Genomic DNA, 15767 nt, shown 5'->3' with positions numbered 1-15767 from the left:
GTAGTAGCGCAGTGCGCTGGACACGGCGAGCAGCGTGGCCAGCGCACTGCGCTACTACTATGTCATCACCATCGGCGAACGCGTGGTGGCCGATCTGCGCCGCGAGGTGTTTTCCCGCGTTACGGCGCTCTCTCCCTCCTTCTTCGACGTCAATCAGTCCGGCGAGATCGTCTCGCGATTGACGGCGGACACGACGCAGATCAAGTCCGCCTTCGGCGCCTCGGCGTCGCAGGCGCTGCGCAACCTGATCCTCTGTCTCGGCGCGATGGGGATGATGATTCTCACCAGCCCGAAGCTTTCGGCGCTCGTGCTGGGCGCTATCCCGCTGATCGTCTTCCCGCTGGTCGGCTTCGGCCGCTCGGTGCGCGGGCGCTCGCGCATGGCGCAGGATACACTGGCCGCCACCTCCGCCTTTGCCTCGGAAACCATTGCCGCGACCCGCACCGTGCAGGCCTTCGGCGCCGAGGAAAGCGCCACTGCACGTTATGGCGACGCTGTGGAGGAGGCCTATCATGCCGCCCGCGCCGCCATCCGCTCGCGCGCCTTTCTCACGGGCTTTGCCATCCTCCTGGTGTTCGGCAGCATTGTCGGCGTGCTCTGGTATGGCGCGCAAAGCGTGCTGGCCGGCACGATGACGGCCGGCACGCTCAGCCAGTTCGTGCTCTATTCGGTGCTGGCCGCAAGCTCGCTCGGCCAGCTCTCGGAAGTCTGGGGCGACCTGTCGCAGGCCGGCGGCGCGGCTGAACGGCTGACGGAACTGTTGCGCGAAGTGCCGGCGATCCGCGACCCGGAACAGCCGGTCGCCCTGCCTGCCCCGGCGCGCGGAGAGGTGTCGTTCGACACTGTCTCCTTCTCCTACCCCTCCCGCGTCAGCGCCATTACCGTGCACGACCTGTCGTTTTCGGTGAAGGCCGGCGAAACGGTGGCGATCGTCGGTCCTTCCGGTGCCGGCAAGAGCACCGTGCTCTCGCTTCTGATGCGCTTCTATGACCCGACGCGCGGTGCCGTGCGGCTCGACGGGGTGGACATCCGGCAGGCACGGCTGGCGGACCTTCGCGCCCGCATGGCCATCGTGCCGCAGGATGTGACGATCTTTGCCGCCTCGATCCACGATAATATCGCCTTCGGCCTGCCGAATGCCAGCCGTGAGGCGGTGCGGCAGGCGGCGGTCGCCGCCCAGGCCGATGAATTCATCTCCCGCCTCGACAAGGGCTACGACACGCTCGCCGGCGAGCGCGGCGTCACCCTCTCAGGCGGCCAGCGCCAGCGCATCGCGATTGCCCGCGCCATCCTGAAAAACGCGCCGGTCCTGTTGCTCGACGAGGCGACCTCCGCACTCGATGCGGAAAGCGAAACGCTGGTGCAGACGGCGCTGGACGGGCTGATGAAAAACCGCACCACGATCGTGATTGCCCATCGCCTTGCCACCGTGCTGAAGGCCGACCGCATCCTGGTGATGGAAGACGGACAGATCGTCGAGGAAGGCACGCATGCCGAACTGGTGGCCCGCAACGGCCTCTATGCCAGCCTGGCCCGGCTGCAGTTCGATGCCGGCGCGCAAGGGTTTCTCGCGGCGCAGTAACGCGCCATCCGATCCGATGTGTCGATTTTCACCCATCGGCTGTGGCAGATGGGTGGAAAACGAAACATGGCGCGGAGCCGCCGTCAAATCTTCCGTTTCACTGTCGCATTTCCAGTGGGCGATTGCCCCTGCATCCCCCAGATTCGCGAGCATCCGACGCCGGGTGTCGAGGAGAACGCCCTGCCGGCCGTCATCATCCCGGGAGGAATGCTGCATGTCCCTGTTCAAATCCATTCTCGCGGCCGGTGTGCTTGCCGCAACCGCTCTTGCCGGCGCGGCCCATGCCGCGTTTCCGGATCGCACCGTGACACTCGTCGTACCCTTCGCCGCCGGCGGCTCTACCGATGTGGTCGCACGGGTGATTGCTGAACGCATGTCCGCCGATCTCGGCCAGCCGGTCGTCGTCCAGAACGTGGCCGGCGCCGGCGGCAGTCTCGGCGCCGGCAACGTGGCCCGCGCGGAACCGGACGGCTACACCATCCTGATGGGAACGGTCGCCACCCATGCGCTGAACCCGCTGATGCTGAAGACCAAGCCCTATGATGCGGAAAAGGATTTCGCGCCGATCTCGCTGCTGGTCGTCGTGCCGAATGTGCTGGTGGTCAATCCGCAGCTGCCAGCCAAGACCGTTGCCGAACTGCTGGCGCTGCTGAAGGCCAATCCGGACAAGTACAGCTACGCCTCCTCCGGCAACGGCACGCCGCTGCATCTGTCCGGCGAATTGTTCAACAGCATGGCAGGGGTAAAGATGCAGCATGTGCCCTACAAGGGCTCCGGCCCGGCGCTCAACGATCTCATCGGCAATCAGGTGTCGATCATGTTCGACAACCTCCCCTCCTCCTCCGGGCACATCAAGGCGGGAACGCTGCGGGCGCTGGCTGTCACCACGGCGGAACGCGCGCCGTCCTTCCCGGACGTGCCGACCATGGCGGAAGCCGGCATTCCCGGCTACGAGACCTATACCTGGAACGCGCTGTTTGCGCCTGCCGGCACGCCGAAGCCGGTGATCGACCGGCTGAACGCCGCCGCCAAGGCGGCACTCGCCAATCCGGGCGTCGTCGGCCGCATGAAGGATTTCAGCGCCACCATCGTTGCCTCGACCCCGGAAGCTCTTGGCGCGCATGTGAAGGCGGAGGTCGCGAAATGGGGACCGGTGGTGCGCGCCGCCAACGTGCAGATGGATTGACGGTCGGCGAGGCGGCGGCAACAGCCCGCCGCCCCTGGCCTTACCGCTCGGTCAATTTCAGCTCGATACGGCGGTTCTGCGAGCGGGCATCCGGCGTATCCCCTTCGGCGATCGGCTGGTATTCACCAAATCCGGCCGCCACCAGGCGGTTGGCGGGAACACCCTTGGAAATCAGATATTTGACCACCGAGGTCGCACGCGCGGACGAAAGCTCCCAGTTGTCGCGGTAGCGCCCGGCGCCGGAGAGCGGCGAATTGTCGGTATGCCCATCGACACGCAGCACCCAGTTGATCTCCGCCGGGATTTCCTGGGCCAGTTCGATCACGGCGCTTGCAAGCTTGTCCATCTCCGCACGACCGGCCTCATCCAGGTCGGCGCCGCCCACCGGAAACAGCACTTCGGACTGGAAGACGAAGCGGTCGCCGACAATGCGGATGTTCTGGCGGTCGGACAGGATTTCGCGCAGCCGCCCAAAGAAATCGGAGCGGTAACGGTTGAGTTCCTGCACGCGCTGGGCCAGCGCCACATTGAGGCGGCGTCCGAGATCGGCGATCTTGGCCTGCGAGGCGTCATCCTTGGCTTCGGAGGCCTGAAGGGCGGCTTCGACAGCGGCGATCTGGGCGCGCAGGGCGGCGATCTGCTGGTTCAGCAGTTCCACCTGGCTCATGGCCCGCGCACTCACCTGCTTTTCCTGATCGAGCTGTTCGGAGAGCGTGCCGATGCGCTGGTTTGCCGCGTCGCTGGTGCCGGCGCCGCGCTCCAGAAGCGCCTGTAGCCGGGAGCGTTCGCTTTCCGACTGCGCGAGCGAGGCCTGCAGATTGGCAAGGGCATCGTCGGAATCCTGCTTGCCGCTCTTTTCCAGCGCCAGAAGCTGGGTCAGCTCGGCGATCTGGCTGTTGAGACGGGTCAGCACCTCGTCACGGCCGGAAATCTCGCGCCCCAGAATGAACTGCGCCAGCACGAACACCGTGAGCAGGAACATGATGGCAAGCAGAAGCGTCGACAGGGCATCGACGAAACCCGGCCAGTAATCGACGCCACGCTCGCGCCGGCGGTTGCGGCCAAGCGCCATGGATCACTTCCCCCCGATCTTGTCGGAGAGACGGTCCAGCGTTCGGCGCATGGCCTTGGCTTCCTCCTGCTGCGCCTCGATCCAGTCGCGCAGCATCTGCTGCTCGTTGCGCATGTTCTTGACGAGGCCCTGAATGCCTTCGGCGAGGTTGTTCATGGCGGCCAGCGACTTCTCATGCTGGGCCGCCTCGCCCTTGGTCTGGGCGGCGATCAGCTTGCGCAACTGGTCGGCAACACGGCGCAGTTCGTCGGAGGCATTGTCACCCGCTACCGGGCCGGAGACCGGGAGTTCGGTGCTCACATCCGTCACGGAAGACAGCCAGTTTTCCAGCTCCGTATAGAAGCGGTTCTGCGCGCGCCCTGCCTGCAGATCGAGAAAACCGAGGATCAGCGAGCTGGAAAGGCCGAGCAGAGACGAGGAAAACGCCGTTCCCATGCCGGAGAGCGGTGCGGTGAGGCCGCTTTTCAGCGCAGCCAGGATATCGCTGTTGTTGCCGGAATTCGGATCGAGTCCCTGGATCACCTCGCTGATCGAGCCGATGGTGCCGATCAGGCCCCAGAAAGTGCCGAGCAGGCCGAGGAACACGAGAAGGCCGATCAGATAGCGGGAAATGTCGCGCGATTCGTCGAGCCGCGTGCCGATCGAATCAAGGATCGAGCGCAGCACGGTGGCCGACAGCGCCAGCCTCTGGCTGCGACCGAGCAGCGATGCCATCGGCGCGAGCAGGCGCGGCTGGCGCCCCACCCGGTCTGCGCTGCCGGCGGCGCGGAAGGAATTGAACCAGCGCACTTCCGGAATGAGGCTGATGACCTGGGAGAAGATCAGGAGCACACCGATCGCGAGAACGCCGAGAATGAGACCATTGAGGCCGGGATTGGTGACGAAGGCGGTGTGGGCCTGACGATAGAGGATCGCCACGATGAAGCCGATGATGATCAGGAAGAGCACCATGGTCCACAGGAAGGGCACCGGATTGGACAGCTTGTACCCTTGTGGCCGGGGTGCCAATTCAGAACCGTTCACATCCCCGAGGGTGTCATTCGCCATGGGTTACGCAAGCCTCCGCATCACATTGCGCCGGAGGCTAGTGCAAAAATGAGACGAATTGAAGTGACGCAGGCTCGGAAACCATCGAGATTTCCAAGCCTTTCATCATCCCTTCACGAATGGACGAGACCCGTGGCGGTTGCCTGCAGGCGCAGAAGGACACCGGCGGCCAGACGGCCACCGGAACAGAGAGGCCGCTTCAGACCGTCATTCAGCGGGTGGGAATTGGCCGGTTGGCCACTTCGACAAGCTGCTTGTGGATCAGTTCGTTGCCGGCGGCCACGCTGCCATCGGCCAGCATGTCGTTGCTACCCTTGAAATCGCTGACGAAGCCGCCGGCTTCGCGAATGAGGATCAGGCCGGCAGCCATGTCCCAGGGGGAGAGACCGGTTTCCCAGAAGCCGTCCAGGCGCCCGGCCGCAACATAGGCAAGATCCAGCGCCGCTGCACCGAAGCGACGCACGCCGGCCACTTCGCCCATCACATGCCGCAGTTCGACAAGGAACTTGCCGTGATTGCCGCGACCGAGATGCGGCACGCCACAGCCGATCACGCAATCGGAGAGCACACGACGGGCTGCCACCCGGATGCGGCGATCGTTGAGGAAGGCGCCGCCGCCCTTTTCGGCGGTGAAGAGTTCGTCCGTTGCCGGATTGAAGATGACGCCGGCAACGATCTCGCCATTGCGCTCCAGGCCGATCGAGACGGCGAACTGTGGAATGCCGTGCAGGAAATTGGTGGTGCCGTCGAGCGGATCGACGATCCAGCGATGTGCGCCGTCGGTGCCCTTTTCCTCATCGCCTTCCTCACCCAGGAAACCATAGGTGGGACGGGCCTTCATCAGTTCGTCATGCACGATCTTCTCGGCCTTCAGATCGGCCTGGGAAACGAAGTCGCTTGGCCCCTTCACCGACACCTGGAGGTTCTGCACTTCGCCGAAATCACGCGAGAGCGACTTGCCGGCCTTCATAGCGGCCTGAACCATGACATTGAGAAGGGCTGAACGAGCCATCGAGGGAATCCTTGGGGTATGGGGCGGCTGTCCCTGTCCGACAGGAACGAACGACGATCTGAACTTTTCTGAATAGGGGGGTTCAGAACCACAAAACCCCGAGGAATTCAAGTCACGCGGGTCCGAAGCAGCGCGAAAGGTGGCGTTGAGGGTGAACGCGCGACTATTCCTGACCCATCAGCCGGGACGAAAGCGGTTGGCCGCTTCGATCGCCTTCTTCTGCTGATCATCCTCGATGCCGAGGTAGAAATCCTCGAGAGAGGGATCCGGCAGACCGGCGCGGCGTGACAGCACGTACCACTTGGCCGCCTCCACGGGATCGGGCCGCGTGCCAAGCGCATTGACGTAGAGATGGGCAAGCTTGTTCTGCGCCACCACGTTGCCGCGCATGGCGGCAACCTTCATCCACTGGAAGCCCTGATCGTAGTCGCGCGGACCACCGACGCCGTTGACCAGCCAGATGCCCATGTCAAGCTGGGCGGTATCGTAGCCGGCGCGCGCCGCCCGCTGCAGCCATTCACGCGCCTTGCCCTTTTTGGCCGGATCCAGATCCTTGATGGCGATGTAGAGCTGCGCCACCGCATATTGCGAGTCGGCCACGCCCTGTTCGGCGGATTTCTCGTAGAAGGGCAGCGCCAGCTTCAGGCCTTTGTCGCCGGGATTGTCGGCAATCAGGATCTGCGCCCAGTTGAACTGGGCAGACGGGTTGCCGGCCTCGGCGGCGCGGCGCATGTAATCGTCGGCCTTGGTCTTGTCGCGCGTCACATAGCGACCTTCCATCAGCAGAAGAGCATACTGGAACATCGCGGAGGGATCACCGCGCTCGGCGGCCTGACCATACCAGAAGGCGGCCGCCTTGCGATCATGCAGGATGCCGAGCCCGCGGCTCATCATTTCCGCAACCAGCGTCTGGGCCGCGGCATCACCGGACTGGGCGCGCGGCAGCGCCTTGTCGAGTGCCGTCACGTACAGCCCGCGCTGGAAGGCGCCATAGGCCTCGTCGACCGGCCCGTGATAGGGCTTTTCCGCCGGGGCCGGCGGCAGCGTGGTTCCCATGCGCTCGTAAAGCGTGATGCCCGAGGAGGGAAAGGGATCATCGCCCGGCCGGCCAGACTTCTGGTCGGCGCCATCCGTTGCGCCCTCCGGATTTTCCGGTGCCTTCTCGAAACCGCCGGTCGCGGGCGCGACCGGCCGCGTCACGGCCCGTTCCGTGCCCTGCGCCGCCGCAAGGCGCGCGCATGGCACCGCCGCCAGCGAGGCAGACAGAAGGACGAGAGAGAGGCTGGGCAGACCGGATATACGACGCATGCCGCCCTTCAAGCGCCAAACCGTGGCGCTTTTTCGTCCAGAATCGCATTGATTTCGGAAACCGCCGCGGCGGTACCGGCCGGATGCTCGAAAATGGCGCGGCGAAGGGCAACGAATTCAGCGCCCGTTTCAGCAACAGCCAACGCGGATTCGACCGCAGTGCCGCCCATGACCACGCAGGGAATTTCCACCATCGCAGCCCACCATTCGCCGAGATCGAGGTTCTTCGGATGCGCTTCCGGCTTGATGTCGCCATCCAGCTTGCCGAAGAAAATGTAATCCGGCCGGACCTCGCCCACTTCGAGCGCCGTATGGCGGTCTGCGGCAGAGCCGGCACCGACAATCAGCTTCGGGGTGAATTTTTCCACCGCGTCGGCCAGTTCCTCCACCTTGCCGGTGACATGCAGGCCGTCAGCCCGGGCGCGGCCCGCGACACGGCTGTCGCCGGCAATCATCGCCGCGGCCCCGGCTGCCTGGACGAGCGGCACCAATCGCTCGGCGCGCTTCTGGAAGTCGGAATCGCTGGCGCCATACTGCGGCAGGATGACGGAGGCCACATCGCCGCCGCGCAGCGCATGCTCCAGCTTTTCCGCCAGCGCGGCGTCGTCAGCCTCATCGGGCACGATCAGAACGAGGCGGCAGCGATCTTCCGGCAGTGTCATGGGTCCAAATCTCCTTGCGCCCGACGCGGGTCTGCGCCGGCAGGGCGCGTGCGACGGCATGCTTGCGGCGGCCGAGTCTCGATCAGGTTCCTGCAGGGGTTGAAATGCAAGTTGATCCTGGCAAGGCTCGTCTTCCCGTCACAAGTCCGATAGACCGGTCAGGCCTTCCGATCAACAGTCATCCGCAAGCATGTTCGGCTTCGACCTTCCCAGCCTCACCTTCTTTGCCGCCGCCGTTCCGGCCGTCGCCCTCGTGGGCCTCTCCAAGGGTGGCCTTGGCGGCGCCTTTGCGCTGATCGGCGTGCCGCTGATGGCGCTCGTTGTCAGCCCCGTCGATGCGGCCGCCATATTCCTGCCCATCCTCATCCTGATGGACATGGTGGCACTGTACGCCTGGCGCAAGCATAACGACCGCAAGCTGCTGCTGGCCTTCCTGCCGGGCGGCATGGTGGGGGTCGCGCTCGGCTGGGCAACCTCCGCCTTCGTGCCGCCGGATGCGCTGCGCTTCGTGATCGCGGTCTCGATGATCCTGTTTTCCGCCCGCTATTTCTACCAGACCTACGGCCCGGGCGCCGGAACACCCGTGCCGGCCAGTGGCCACCGCACCGGCCCCGCCCTGTTCTGGGGCACGCTGTGCGGCTATGGCAGCTTCGTCGCCCATGCCGGCGGCCCGCCCTTCCAGATCTATGCGCTGCCGCTGAAGCTCGACCCCAAGGCATATACCGGCGCGAGCGTGCGTTTCTTCGCGCTTGTCAATGCCATCAAGGTCATTCCCTATGTGGCACTCGGCGCGCTTGACCGGCAGAACCTGCAGCTGTCGGTCACGCTTCTGCCGGTCGCGCTGATTGCCACAATGGCCGGCGCGGTGATCGTCCGACGGCTGAAACCGGATGTGTTCTATCCCCTCGCCTATGGCCTCGGCCTGCTCGCAGCGCTGAAGCTCCTTTGGGACGCACTGCCGTTCTGACGGAGCCGATTACGCCGGCCGACCGGCCTTCGCAGATGTCACAAAACTATCGTCAAGACCTCGTCTGGCGCGAACAGACAAGATCGCACGGCGCTGCAAGTAAAGCGAAAGAGGCGTCACAGATATTGCGGCGCACAAAAATAGTCTTGCTCGTCCACCTTACTTCGCGTAGGTTGTGGACATGACAAGCTTTGACCCTTTTGCAGCCATTGCCGATCCGAACCGGCGTCATTTGCTGGAAGAGCTTCGGCGCGCCCCGCGCACCGTCAACGAACTGGCAGAAGGCTTGCCCATCAGCCGCCCTGCCGTTTCGCAACACCTGAAAGCGCTGCTTGACAGCAACCTCGTCAATGTAACGGCAGAGGGCACGCGACGTATCTATTCGCTAAACAGCAAGGGTTTCAACAAGCTCAACCTTTGGCTGGATCAATTCTGGAAGTAACGCCGCCCCAGACACTATCCGGGGACCGACCGGAAACGCCTCGCTGCATTGCGCGGATCAGGCGCACGTGGATGTCGCAAGGAAATCCGTGAGGATTGATTGACAGCAATCGCCGCGTCGTTTCGCCTGATGTTTAACGTCCGCCGCCTGCGGCAGCCCACCTGGAGCGCCACGGCGGCGAGACAGACATCACATATCGATGTCAGACACTCATAACGCGTTCGAATGCTAGTGGCGCGTCGCCTCCTTCAGCCGCTCCATCTGATCCTTGAGCTTGAGCTTGCGACGCTTGATGTCCGCGATCATGCGGTCATCGGAGGATGGGGACGCAAGTACGGCCTGGAGCTCCTCCTCAAGAGCACCATGTTTCTTTTCGAGCGATGCGATATGAGCCTGAATGGTCATGTGGCACGTCCTTCCCTTTTTCCTGCCACCAGCTCCCCATGAGCCCGTGGCTTCAGGTTTGCGAAGGAATTGTGACATGAAGCGCACCCTTTGTCGAAGGCGAAATCGTGACATCTCGGGGGCCATTCCTTGGAACTCGTTAAGCGCAAATGAAGGCATCCCGTCCCTGCCCCGTCACAGCACAGCGTGCAACACCGTGCAGCGATACGATTAGGCGTTGATTAATCGGCTTCTTTCTGGCTCGATTGACACCCGAGATTTGCCGTTCACCGCTCTAGTCGTTCGCAAGGTTTGATGGTAGGAGCTTGCGGGAATTCCCCGGCGCGACAAAGACCGGAATTTAAAGTGGGGACGAAACATATGGCCGATCAGGAACAGGCGGACATCAGGCTGGCACTGGCGCGGCTCCGTCAGGAGCACGAAGACTACGATGCGGCCATCAACGCCATGATCGAGACCGGATGCGAAGCCCTGCGCATCCAGCGCATGAAGAAGAAGAAGCTTGCCATCAAGGACAAGATGAGCCAGCTCGAAGACCAGATCATTCCCGACATCATCGCGTGAGGACGGAGGACGCAAGATTGCCGCAGGAGAGACCGCCGGTTGCCATCATCATGGGAAGCCAGTCCGACTGGGAGACCATGAAGAATGCCGCAGACACGCTGGATGCGCTGGATGTGGGATATGAGGCCAGGATCGTCTCCGCGCATCGCACCCCCGATCGGATGGTAGCCTTTGCCAAGGGCGCCCGCGAGGAAGGCTTTCAGGTGATCATTGCCGGCGCCGGCGGCGCGGCACACCTGCCCGGCATGGTGGCTGCACTGACCCCGCTGCCGGTGTTCGGCGTACCCGTCCAGTCGAAGACCATGTCCGGAATGGACAGCCTCTATTCCATCGTCCAGATGCCGGCCGGAATTCCTGTCGGAACGCTTGCGATCGGCCGCGCCGGCGCCGTCAATGCGGCCCTGCTGGCGGCCGCGGTGCTTGCCCTTTCCGACGACGATCTGGCAGACCGGCTTGACGAATACCGGACCCGCCAGACGGCATCCGTTGCAGATTATCCCATCGACGAGGCGCCATGACGCTGTCCACCCTTGGCATTATCGGCGGCGGCCAGCTCGGCCGCATGCTGGCAATGGCCGCAGCCCGGCTGAATTTCCGCACCATCATCCTCGAGCCGCAGCCCGACTGCCCGGCCGCCCAGGTGGCGAACCGACAGATCGTGGCCGCCTATGACGACCGCGCGGCGCTTGATGAACTCGCCGCCGCCTGCGACGTGATCACCTACGAATTCGAAAACGTGCCGGTGGCGGCCGCCGAACATCTGGCGCAAAGCCGGCCGGTCTATCCGCCACCGAAGGCGCTCGACGTCGCCCAGGACCGGCTGACGGAAAAGCGCTTCCTGAACGGCTGCGGCATCGAGACGGCACGGTTCCATGCGATCGATTCCCAGGAGGATCTGGAGCGGGCGCTTGCCGATTTCGGCGGGCGCGGCGTGCTGAAAACCCGCCGGTTCGGCTATGACGGCAAGGGCCAGCGCGTGTTCCGCTCGGCGCAGGACGATGCGGCCGGCGCCTATGCCGCGATGGGAAGCGTGCCGCTGATCCTCGAAAGCTTCGTCGCCTTCGAGCGCGAGGTTTCCGTAATTGCCGCGCGCGCAACCGACGGCACGGTAAAAGCCTTCGACGTGGCGGAGAACGTGCATCGCAACGGCATTCTCCACACCTCCACCCTGCCGGCCCGAATCGGCCCCGACACCGCCGAGGCCGCCATGCGTGCCGCCGAGCGCCTGTTGACGGCGCTCGATTATGTCGGCGTGATCGGCATGGAATTCTTCGTCATGGCCGATGGCACGCTGATTGCCAACGAGATCGCGCCGCGCGTGCACAATTCCGGGCACTGGACGGAAGCCGCCTGCGTGGTCTCGCAGTTCGAGCAGCATATCCGCGCCGTGACCGGCCTGGCGCTTGGCAACCCCGCACGCCATTCGGACTGCGTGATGACGAATCTGATCGGCGACGACATGGCCGCGGTGCCGCACTGGCTCGCCACCCCGGATGTGCTGGTCCATCTCTACGGCAAGAGCGAGGCCCGGCCCGGCCGCAAGATGGGCCATGTGACCCGGCTTTTGCGGTGAAATCCCCTGCCCCGCCGGCCCCTGCGGTTGACAGAGGTGTGACGAACCTGTATCAGCCTCCCATCCTAAAGAAGGGCGCCTCCGGCGCTCTTTTGATTGTCAGAGACATGAGTGGGCCAGGCGCCCGTCGAATACGCGGATCAGAACAATGAAGATCAAGAACTCGCTCAAAGCGCTTAAGGCCCGTCATCGCGATAACCGTCTGGTTCGCCGCAAGGGTCGCGTTTACATCATCAACAAGCAGAACCCGCGCTTCAAGGCTCGCCAGGGCTGATCTGCGGTTGGGCCAAGGCTCACCGGATCACTTTGTCGAAACCTTTCGAATCTGGGTTTCCCATAGGGCGCATGCGGTTTAACATCACCGCATGCGCTTTTTCTATTTTGTTCCCGTTCTGATTCTGGCCGCGCTGGCTGCATCCTCTGCCCCGGCAGAGGAGCCCGTAACGGATGCCACGGTTGCATCCGCTCCAACGCCGGAGACATTGGAAAGCAAGCTGTTCGACGCGCTGAAGCGCGAGCGTGATCCGGAGAAAGCCCGCAGCATCGCCAGCCAGATCATGGCCAGCTGGAAGGATTCCGGCAGCGCGACCGTCGCCTTCCTGATGCAGTGGGCCGACACCTCCATCGATCAGAAGAAGAATGCCGCCGCCCTCGATTTCCTCGATCAGGTGACGGTACTGAAACCGGACTATGCGGAGGCGTGGAACCGACGCGCCACCCTTCATTACGCCATGGGCGACACACGCAAATCCATGGCTGACATCAACGAGGTGCTGAAGCGCAATCCGCGCTACTTCCCGGCCATTGCCGGCATGGCCACCATCCTGACCGAGTCCGGCCAGGACGAACTGGCGCTGAAGGCCTGGGAACGGTATCTCGACATCTATCCCGCCGAGCGCGAGGCACAGCAGGCCGTGGAAAAGCTGTCCGAAAAACTGGCCGGCAACCGCACCTGACGCCCGCAATGCCCGTCCTGATGCTTCTCCTGCTCTCTCTCGTCGCCCTCGTTGTCGCTCTCGCCTTCGGCTTTACCGCCTGGCAGACGCTGCGGATCGAACGCCGTTTTCCCAACATCGGCGAGATGACCGATGTCGGCGGCTATCGGCTGAATGCGCTGCATGTGCCGGCAGGTCCGACGCCGGATCTGCCACCCATCGTCTTCATCCACGGCGCAAGCGGCAATCTGCGGGATCAGGCGGGCGCCTTCCTCGCGCCGCTCAAGGGCCGCGCAGACCTGCTGTTCGTGGATCGCCCCGGCCACGGTTATTCCGAGCGTGGCGGCTCGGAAAACGACTGTCCCGACGGGCAGGCCGCGGCCATTGCCCGGTTGATGGCAGCCAAGGGAATCGAGCGGGCCATCATCGTCGGCCATTCCTTCGGTGGAGCGATTGCCGCGAGCTTTTCGCTGTTTCATCCGGACAGGACCATCGGCACGCTGTTTCTCGCGCCCGCCACCCATCCCTGGCCGGGCGGCATCGACTGGCATTATCGGCTGACGGCAATGCCGGTGATCGGCTGGCTGTTCAGCCACACGCTGGTGATGCCGGCGGGCCTCGCAATCATGGACAAGGCCACCCTCGGCGTGTTTGCCCCGAATTGCCGCCGCGCGCGCTATCTGGAGGATGGTGCGCCAGCCCTGGTGCTGCGGCCGAGAACCTTCCGCCACAATGCCCGCGACGTCGCGAACCTGCTCGCCTATGTCACCCGCATTGCCCCCCGTTACCGCGAGATCGAGACGCCCGCCGTGATCATTACCGGCGATAGCGATCCGATCGTGCTCGCCGACATCCACTCCACCGGGCTGAAGCAGGATATCGCCCGCGCGCAGCTCGTCTGGATAAAGGGCCTCGGCCACAAGCCGGATTATGTGGCGACCGATCTGGCGATTGCCGCCATCGAGACGCTGGCCGGCCAGGATCGCGATCTGCAGGAGATGGCACGGCAGGTGGAACAGCGCATCGCTGCGGAAAACACCGCACCCTGAGCACCTTACCGCTTCCCATAAAAAAGGGAGCCGAAGCCCCCTTTTCATCCGTGTGCCGGCAGGACCTGATCAGACGCCCGACTGGCCGTCCGGGCCGATATAGGCGATGCGCAGCATGTTGGTGGCGCCCGGCGTGCCGAGCGGAACGCCGGCGGAGATGATGATGCGGTCGCCCGGCTTGCCAAAGCCTTCCGACGCCACGATCCGGCAGGCCTTGTTGACCATGTCGTCGAGATCCGTCGGCTCCTGAGCCACGACGCAATGCATGCCCCAGCAGACGGACAGACGGCGGGCGGTCTGGACGATCGGCGAGAGCGCGATGATCGGCACCTGCGGACGCTCGCGCGAAGCGCGCAGGCCGGTCGTGCCCGACGAGGTGTAGGTAACGATGGCCGCGAGGTTCAGTGTCTCGGCGATCTGGCGGGCGGCGAGCGAAATGGCGTCGGCGCCGGTCGCTTCCGGCTGCGGGCGCTGCGCATAGATGATGTTGGAATAATAGGGGTCGCGCTCGACGGTGCTGGCGATCGAGGCCATGGTCGAGATGGCTTCCACCGGATACTGGCCCGAGGCCGATTCGGCCGAGAGCATGATCGCATCGGCGCCTTCGAACACGGCGGTCGCGACGTCCGACACTTCGGCACGGGTCGGAACCGGGGCAGTGATCATCGATTCCAGCATCTGGGTGGCAACGACGACCGGCTTGCCGGCGCGGCGACACGCACGCGTCAGCTGCTTCTGCAGCCCGGGCACCGCTTCCAGCGGCATTTCCACGCCAAGATCGCCGCGCGCCACCATCAGCGCATCCGACAACTCGATGATTTCCTCGATGCGATCGATCGCCTGCGGCTTTTCGATCTTCGACATCAGGCCGACACGGCCGCGCGAGATCTTGCGCACTTCGGCCAGATCTTCCGGGCGCTGCACGAAGGAGAGCGCCACCCAGTCCACCTCTTCCGTGGCAAGCACGGCGTCGAGATCGGCGCGGTCCTTGTCGGTCAGAACGCCGACGCCAAGCAGGGTGTCGGGCAGGCTGACGCCCTTGCGGTCGGAAATCGAGGTGCCGGCGACAACGGTGCAGACGATGCTCTTGCCATCGCACTGTTCGGCGCGCAGCTGCAGCTTGCCGTCATCGATCAGCAGGCGATGGCCGGGCTTCACCGCTTCCAGAATTTCCGGATGCGGCAGGAAGACGCGGGTTTCATCGCCCAGCGTCTCGTTGTTGTCGAGGGTGAAGGTCTGGCCGGGCTCCAGCGTCACCTTCGTATTGGCAAACTTGCCGACGCGCAGCTTGGGACCCTGCAGGTCGGCGAGAATACCGATCGGGCGGCCGTTGCGGGCCTCGACGGAGCGGATACGGGCAATCAGCGTGCGCATCAGGTCATGGCTGGCATGGCTCATGTTGATGCGGAAGAGATCGGCGCCGGCCAAATGCAGCTTTTCGATCATCGCCTCTTCGGAGGACGCAGGTCCGAGGGTTGCGAGGATCTTCACTTTGCGGTTGCGCTTCATCAGTTCTGGCCTTCTTGCGTGCCCGGCGCATCAGAGAGCTGGACCATCCAGCTTCCCTGGCGACCGGTGTCATATTCCTTGAATCCCATGCGCTGGTACCCCCGCGCAAAGCAGTCGCCGACACCCACGATCTTGAACTCGTTCTCCGCGACGCACATGTTCACGTCGCCCGTCCAGCGGCCGCCGCGCGCGGCATCCTCGGCATAGAGATAATAATAGCGAGACTGCAGCTCGCCCTCGATCAGCGTGGCGCAGCTGGAGGCGGGAACCTGCCACCAGCCCTCCGAGATCCAGCCATCACCCGCGCGGTAGCCGATCGCCACCCCGACCAGATTCGGCGTGCCGTTGCAGACGCGGAAATCCGCATGCGCGACATTGGCAAACAGGATGACGGGAGCACTGACCACGGCAAGGGCAAGCGACGGCAGCAATCTCAGAGAGATTTTCGACAATA

General features: G+C 64.0%; 17 protein-coding genes and 1 pseudogene. 10 read left to right on the top strand and 8 right to left on the bottom strand.

Going from position 1 to position 15767, the window contains the following annotated elements:
- Positions 1-31 precede the first annotated feature (31 nt).
- Together FNA46_RS24060 and FNA46_RS24055 are read left to right on the top strand one after the other, a co-directional pair.
- Positions 32-1582 (top strand): annotated as a pseudogene (locus tag FNA46_RS24060) (ABC transporter transmembrane domain-containing protein); the annotation flags it as partial.
- A gap of 214 nt (positions 1583-1796) precedes the next feature.
- Positions 1797-2768: a Bug family tripartite tricarboxylate transporter substrate binding protein gene (locus tag FNA46_RS24055; RefSeq protein WP_143127747.1), complete on the top strand. Its 972-nt coding sequence runs from the start codon at positions 1797-1799 to the stop codon at positions 2766-2768.
- A 40-nt stretch (positions 2769-2808) separates the two neighbouring features.
- Here FNA46_RS24055 and FNA46_RS24050 read toward each other — a convergent pair whose 3' ends face one another.
- From FNA46_RS24050 to FNA46_RS24030, 5 genes are all read right to left on the bottom strand, one after another.
- A complete protein-coding gene (locus FNA46_RS24050; protein WP_143127746.1) occupies positions 2809-3840 on the bottom strand; it encodes a peptidoglycan -binding protein in 1032 nt (343 codons plus the stop codon).
- A 3-nt stretch (positions 3841-3843) separates the two neighbouring features.
- The gene (locus FNA46_RS24045) at positions 3844-4887 is read right to left on the bottom strand and encodes a flagellar motor protein MotA (protein ID WP_143127744.1); all 1044 of its coding nucleotides are present in this window, start codon (positions 4885-4887) and stop codon (positions 3844-3846) included.
- A 211-nt stretch (positions 4888-5098) separates the two neighbouring features.
- Positions 5099-5899 carry an inositol monophosphatase family protein gene (locus FNA46_RS24040; protein WP_143127743.1) on the bottom strand — a complete coding sequence of 267 codons (801 nt, stop codon included), beginning with the start codon at positions 5897-5899 and terminating at the stop codon, positions 5099-5101.
- Between the two features lie 177 nt (positions 5900-6076).
- Complete coding sequence (locus FNA46_RS24035) at positions 6077-7207, bottom strand: tetratricopeptide repeat protein (RefSeq protein ID WP_143127742.1); 1131 nt, start codon at positions 7205-7207, stop codon at positions 6077-6079.
- Positions 7208-7215: 8 nt separating this feature from the next.
- Entirely contained in the window at positions 7216-7869 is a 654-nt protein-coding gene (locus FNA46_RS24030; RefSeq protein WP_143127741.1) for a thiamine phosphate synthase, read from the bottom strand.
- Between the two features lie 190 nt (positions 7870-8059).
- Between FNA46_RS24030 and FNA46_RS24025 the strand changes: the two genes are divergently transcribed.
- Together FNA46_RS24025 and FNA46_RS24020 are read left to right on the top strand one after the other, a co-directional pair.
- Positions 8060-8836 (top strand): sulfite exporter TauE/SafE family protein, encoded by a 777-nt coding sequence (locus FNA46_RS24025; RefSeq protein WP_143127740.1) that lies wholly within the window; start codon positions 8060-8062, stop codon positions 8834-8836.
- 181 nt (positions 8837-9017) lie between these two features.
- Positions 9018-9278: an ArsR/SmtB family transcription factor gene (locus FNA46_RS24020; protein ID WP_143127739.1), complete on the top strand. Its 261-nt coding sequence runs from the start codon at positions 9018-9020 to the stop codon at positions 9276-9278.
- A 228-nt stretch (positions 9279-9506) separates the two neighbouring features.
- On the opposite strand, the gene FNA46_RS24015 is transcribed toward FNA46_RS24020, so the two are convergent.
- Positions 9507-9683 (bottom strand): YdcH family protein, encoded by a 177-nt coding sequence (locus FNA46_RS24015; RefSeq protein ID WP_143127738.1) that lies wholly within the window; start codon positions 9681-9683, stop codon positions 9507-9509.
- Between the two features lie 360 nt (positions 9684-10043).
- On the opposite strand from FNA46_RS24015, the gene FNA46_RS26485 reads away from it, so the two are divergent.
- From FNA46_RS26485 to FNA46_RS23985, 6 genes are all read left to right on the top strand, one after another.
- Positions 10044-10247, top strand: a complete 204-nt coding sequence (locus FNA46_RS26485; RefSeq protein ID WP_143127737.1) for a YdcH family protein — start codon at positions 10044-10046, stop codon at positions 10245-10247.
- Positions 10248-10297: 50 nt separating this feature from the next.
- Positions 10298-10765: a 5-(carboxyamino)imidazole ribonucleotide mutase gene (purE, locus tag FNA46_RS24005; protein ID WP_143127756.1), complete on the top strand. Its 468-nt coding sequence runs from the start codon at positions 10298-10300 to the stop codon at positions 10763-10765.
- Positions 10762-11820 (top strand): 5-(carboxyamino)imidazole ribonucleotide synthase, encoded by a 1059-nt coding sequence (locus tag FNA46_RS24000; protein WP_143127736.1) that lies wholly within the window; start codon positions 10762-10764, stop codon positions 11818-11820. The genes purE and FNA46_RS24000 overlap by 4 nt, the downstream gene beginning before the upstream one ends.
- A gap of 148 nt (positions 11821-11968) precedes the next feature.
- Positions 11969-12094: a type B 50S ribosomal protein L36 gene (gene ykgO, locus FNA46_RS23995; protein WP_003497670.1), complete on the top strand. Its 126-nt coding sequence runs from the start codon at positions 11969-11971 to the stop codon at positions 12092-12094.
- Between the two features lie 91 nt (positions 12095-12185).
- On the top strand, positions 12186-12776 hold the full coding sequence (locus FNA46_RS23990; protein WP_143127735.1) for a tetratricopeptide repeat protein: 591 nt from the start codon (positions 12186-12188) through the stop codon (positions 12774-12776).
- Positions 12777-12784: 8 nt separating this feature from the next.
- A complete protein-coding gene (locus tag FNA46_RS23985; RefSeq protein WP_246103333.1) occupies positions 12785-13804 on the top strand; it encodes an alpha/beta fold hydrolase in 1020 nt (339 codons plus the stop codon).
- A gap of 69 nt (positions 13805-13873) precedes the next feature.
- Here FNA46_RS23985 and pyk read toward each other — a convergent pair whose 3' ends face one another.
- Together pyk and FNA46_RS23975 are read right to left on the bottom strand one after the other, a co-directional pair.
- The gene (gene pyk, locus FNA46_RS23980) at positions 13874-15313 is read right to left on the bottom strand and encodes a pyruvate kinase (protein ID WP_143127734.1); all 1440 of its coding nucleotides are present in this window, start codon (positions 15311-15313) and stop codon (positions 13874-13876) included.
- The gene (locus FNA46_RS23975; protein WP_244617935.1) at positions 15313-15744 is read right to left on the bottom strand and encodes a DUF1036 domain-containing protein; all 432 of its coding nucleotides are present in this window, start codon (positions 15742-15744) and stop codon (positions 15313-15315) included. Before FNA46_RS23975 ends, pyk begins: the two co-directional genes overlap by 1 nt.
- Between the last annotated feature and the right edge of the window lie 23 nt (positions 15745-15767).

The sequence above is a fragment of the Affinirhizobium straminoryzae genome (assembly GCF_007004135.1).
Classification (GTDB): domain Bacteria; phylum Pseudomonadota; class Alphaproteobacteria; order Rhizobiales; family Rhizobiaceae; genus Neorhizobium; species Neorhizobium straminoryzae.
Note: the sequence above shows the minus strand (reverse complement) of the source record. Positions and strands in the feature narration are given on the sequence as shown.

What these genes read in the sequence shown, in the direction of transcription:
- FNA46_RS24050 (WP_143127746.1), bottom strand. Translation starts at nt 3,840, where the DNA reads ATGGCGCTTGGCCGCAACCGCCGGCGCGAGCGTGGCGTCGATTACTGG.
- FNA46_RS24045 (WP_143127744.1), bottom strand. Translation starts at nt 4,887, where the DNA reads ATGGCGAATGACACCCTCGGGGATGTGAACGGTTCTGAATTGGCACCC.
- FNA46_RS24025 (WP_143127740.1), top strand. Translation starts at nt 8,060, where the DNA reads ATGTTCGGCTTCGACCTTCCCAGCCTCACCTTCTTTGCCGCCGCCGTT.
- FNA46_RS23990 (WP_143127735.1), top strand. Translation starts at nt 12,186, where the DNA reads ATGCGCTTTTTCTATTTTGTTCCCGTTCTGATTCTGGCCGCGCTGGCT.
- pyk (WP_143127734.1), bottom strand. Translation starts at nt 15,313, where the DNA reads ATGAAGCGCAACCGCAAAGTGAAGATCCTCGCAACCCTCGGACCTGCG.
- FNA46_RS24055 (WP_143127747.1), top strand. Translation starts at nt 1,797, where the DNA reads ATGTCCCTGTTCAAATCCATTCTCGCGGCCGGTGTGCTTGCCGCAACC.
- FNA46_RS24015 (WP_143127738.1), bottom strand. Translation starts at nt 9,683, where the DNA reads ATGACCATTCAGGCTCATATCGCATCGCTCGAAAAGAAACATGGTGCT.
- FNA46_RS24020 (WP_143127739.1), top strand. Translation starts at nt 9,018, where the DNA reads ATGACAAGCTTTGACCCTTTTGCAGCCATTGCCGATCCGAACCGGCGT.
- purE (WP_143127756.1), top strand. Translation starts at nt 10,298, where the DNA reads ATGGGAAGCCAGTCCGACTGGGAGACCATGAAGAATGCCGCAGACACG.
- FNA46_RS24035 (WP_143127742.1), bottom strand. Translation starts at nt 7,207, where the DNA reads ATGCGTCGTATATCCGGTCTGCCCAGCCTCTCTCTCGTCCTTCTGTCT.
- FNA46_RS24030 (WP_143127741.1), bottom strand. Translation starts at nt 7,869, where the DNA reads ATGACACTGCCGGAAGATCGCTGCCGCCTCGTTCTGATCGTGCCCGAT.
- FNA46_RS24040 (WP_143127743.1), bottom strand. Translation starts at nt 5,899, where the DNA reads ATGGCTCGTTCAGCCCTTCTCAATGTCATGGTTCAGGCCGCTATGAAG.
- FNA46_RS23985 (WP_246103333.1), top strand. Translation starts at nt 12,785, where the DNA reads ATGCCCGTCCTGATGCTTCTCCTGCTCTCTCTCGTCGCCCTCGTTGTC.
- ykgO (WP_003497670.1), top strand. Translation starts at nt 11,969, where the DNA reads ATGAAGATCAAGAACTCGCTCAAAGCGCTTAAGGCCCGTCATCGCGAT.
- FNA46_RS24000 (WP_143127736.1), top strand. Translation starts at nt 10,762, where the DNA reads ATGACGCTGTCCACCCTTGGCATTATCGGCGGCGGCCAGCTCGGCCGC.
- FNA46_RS26485 (WP_143127737.1), top strand. Translation starts at nt 10,044, where the DNA reads ATGGCCGATCAGGAACAGGCGGACATCAGGCTGGCACTGGCGCGGCTC.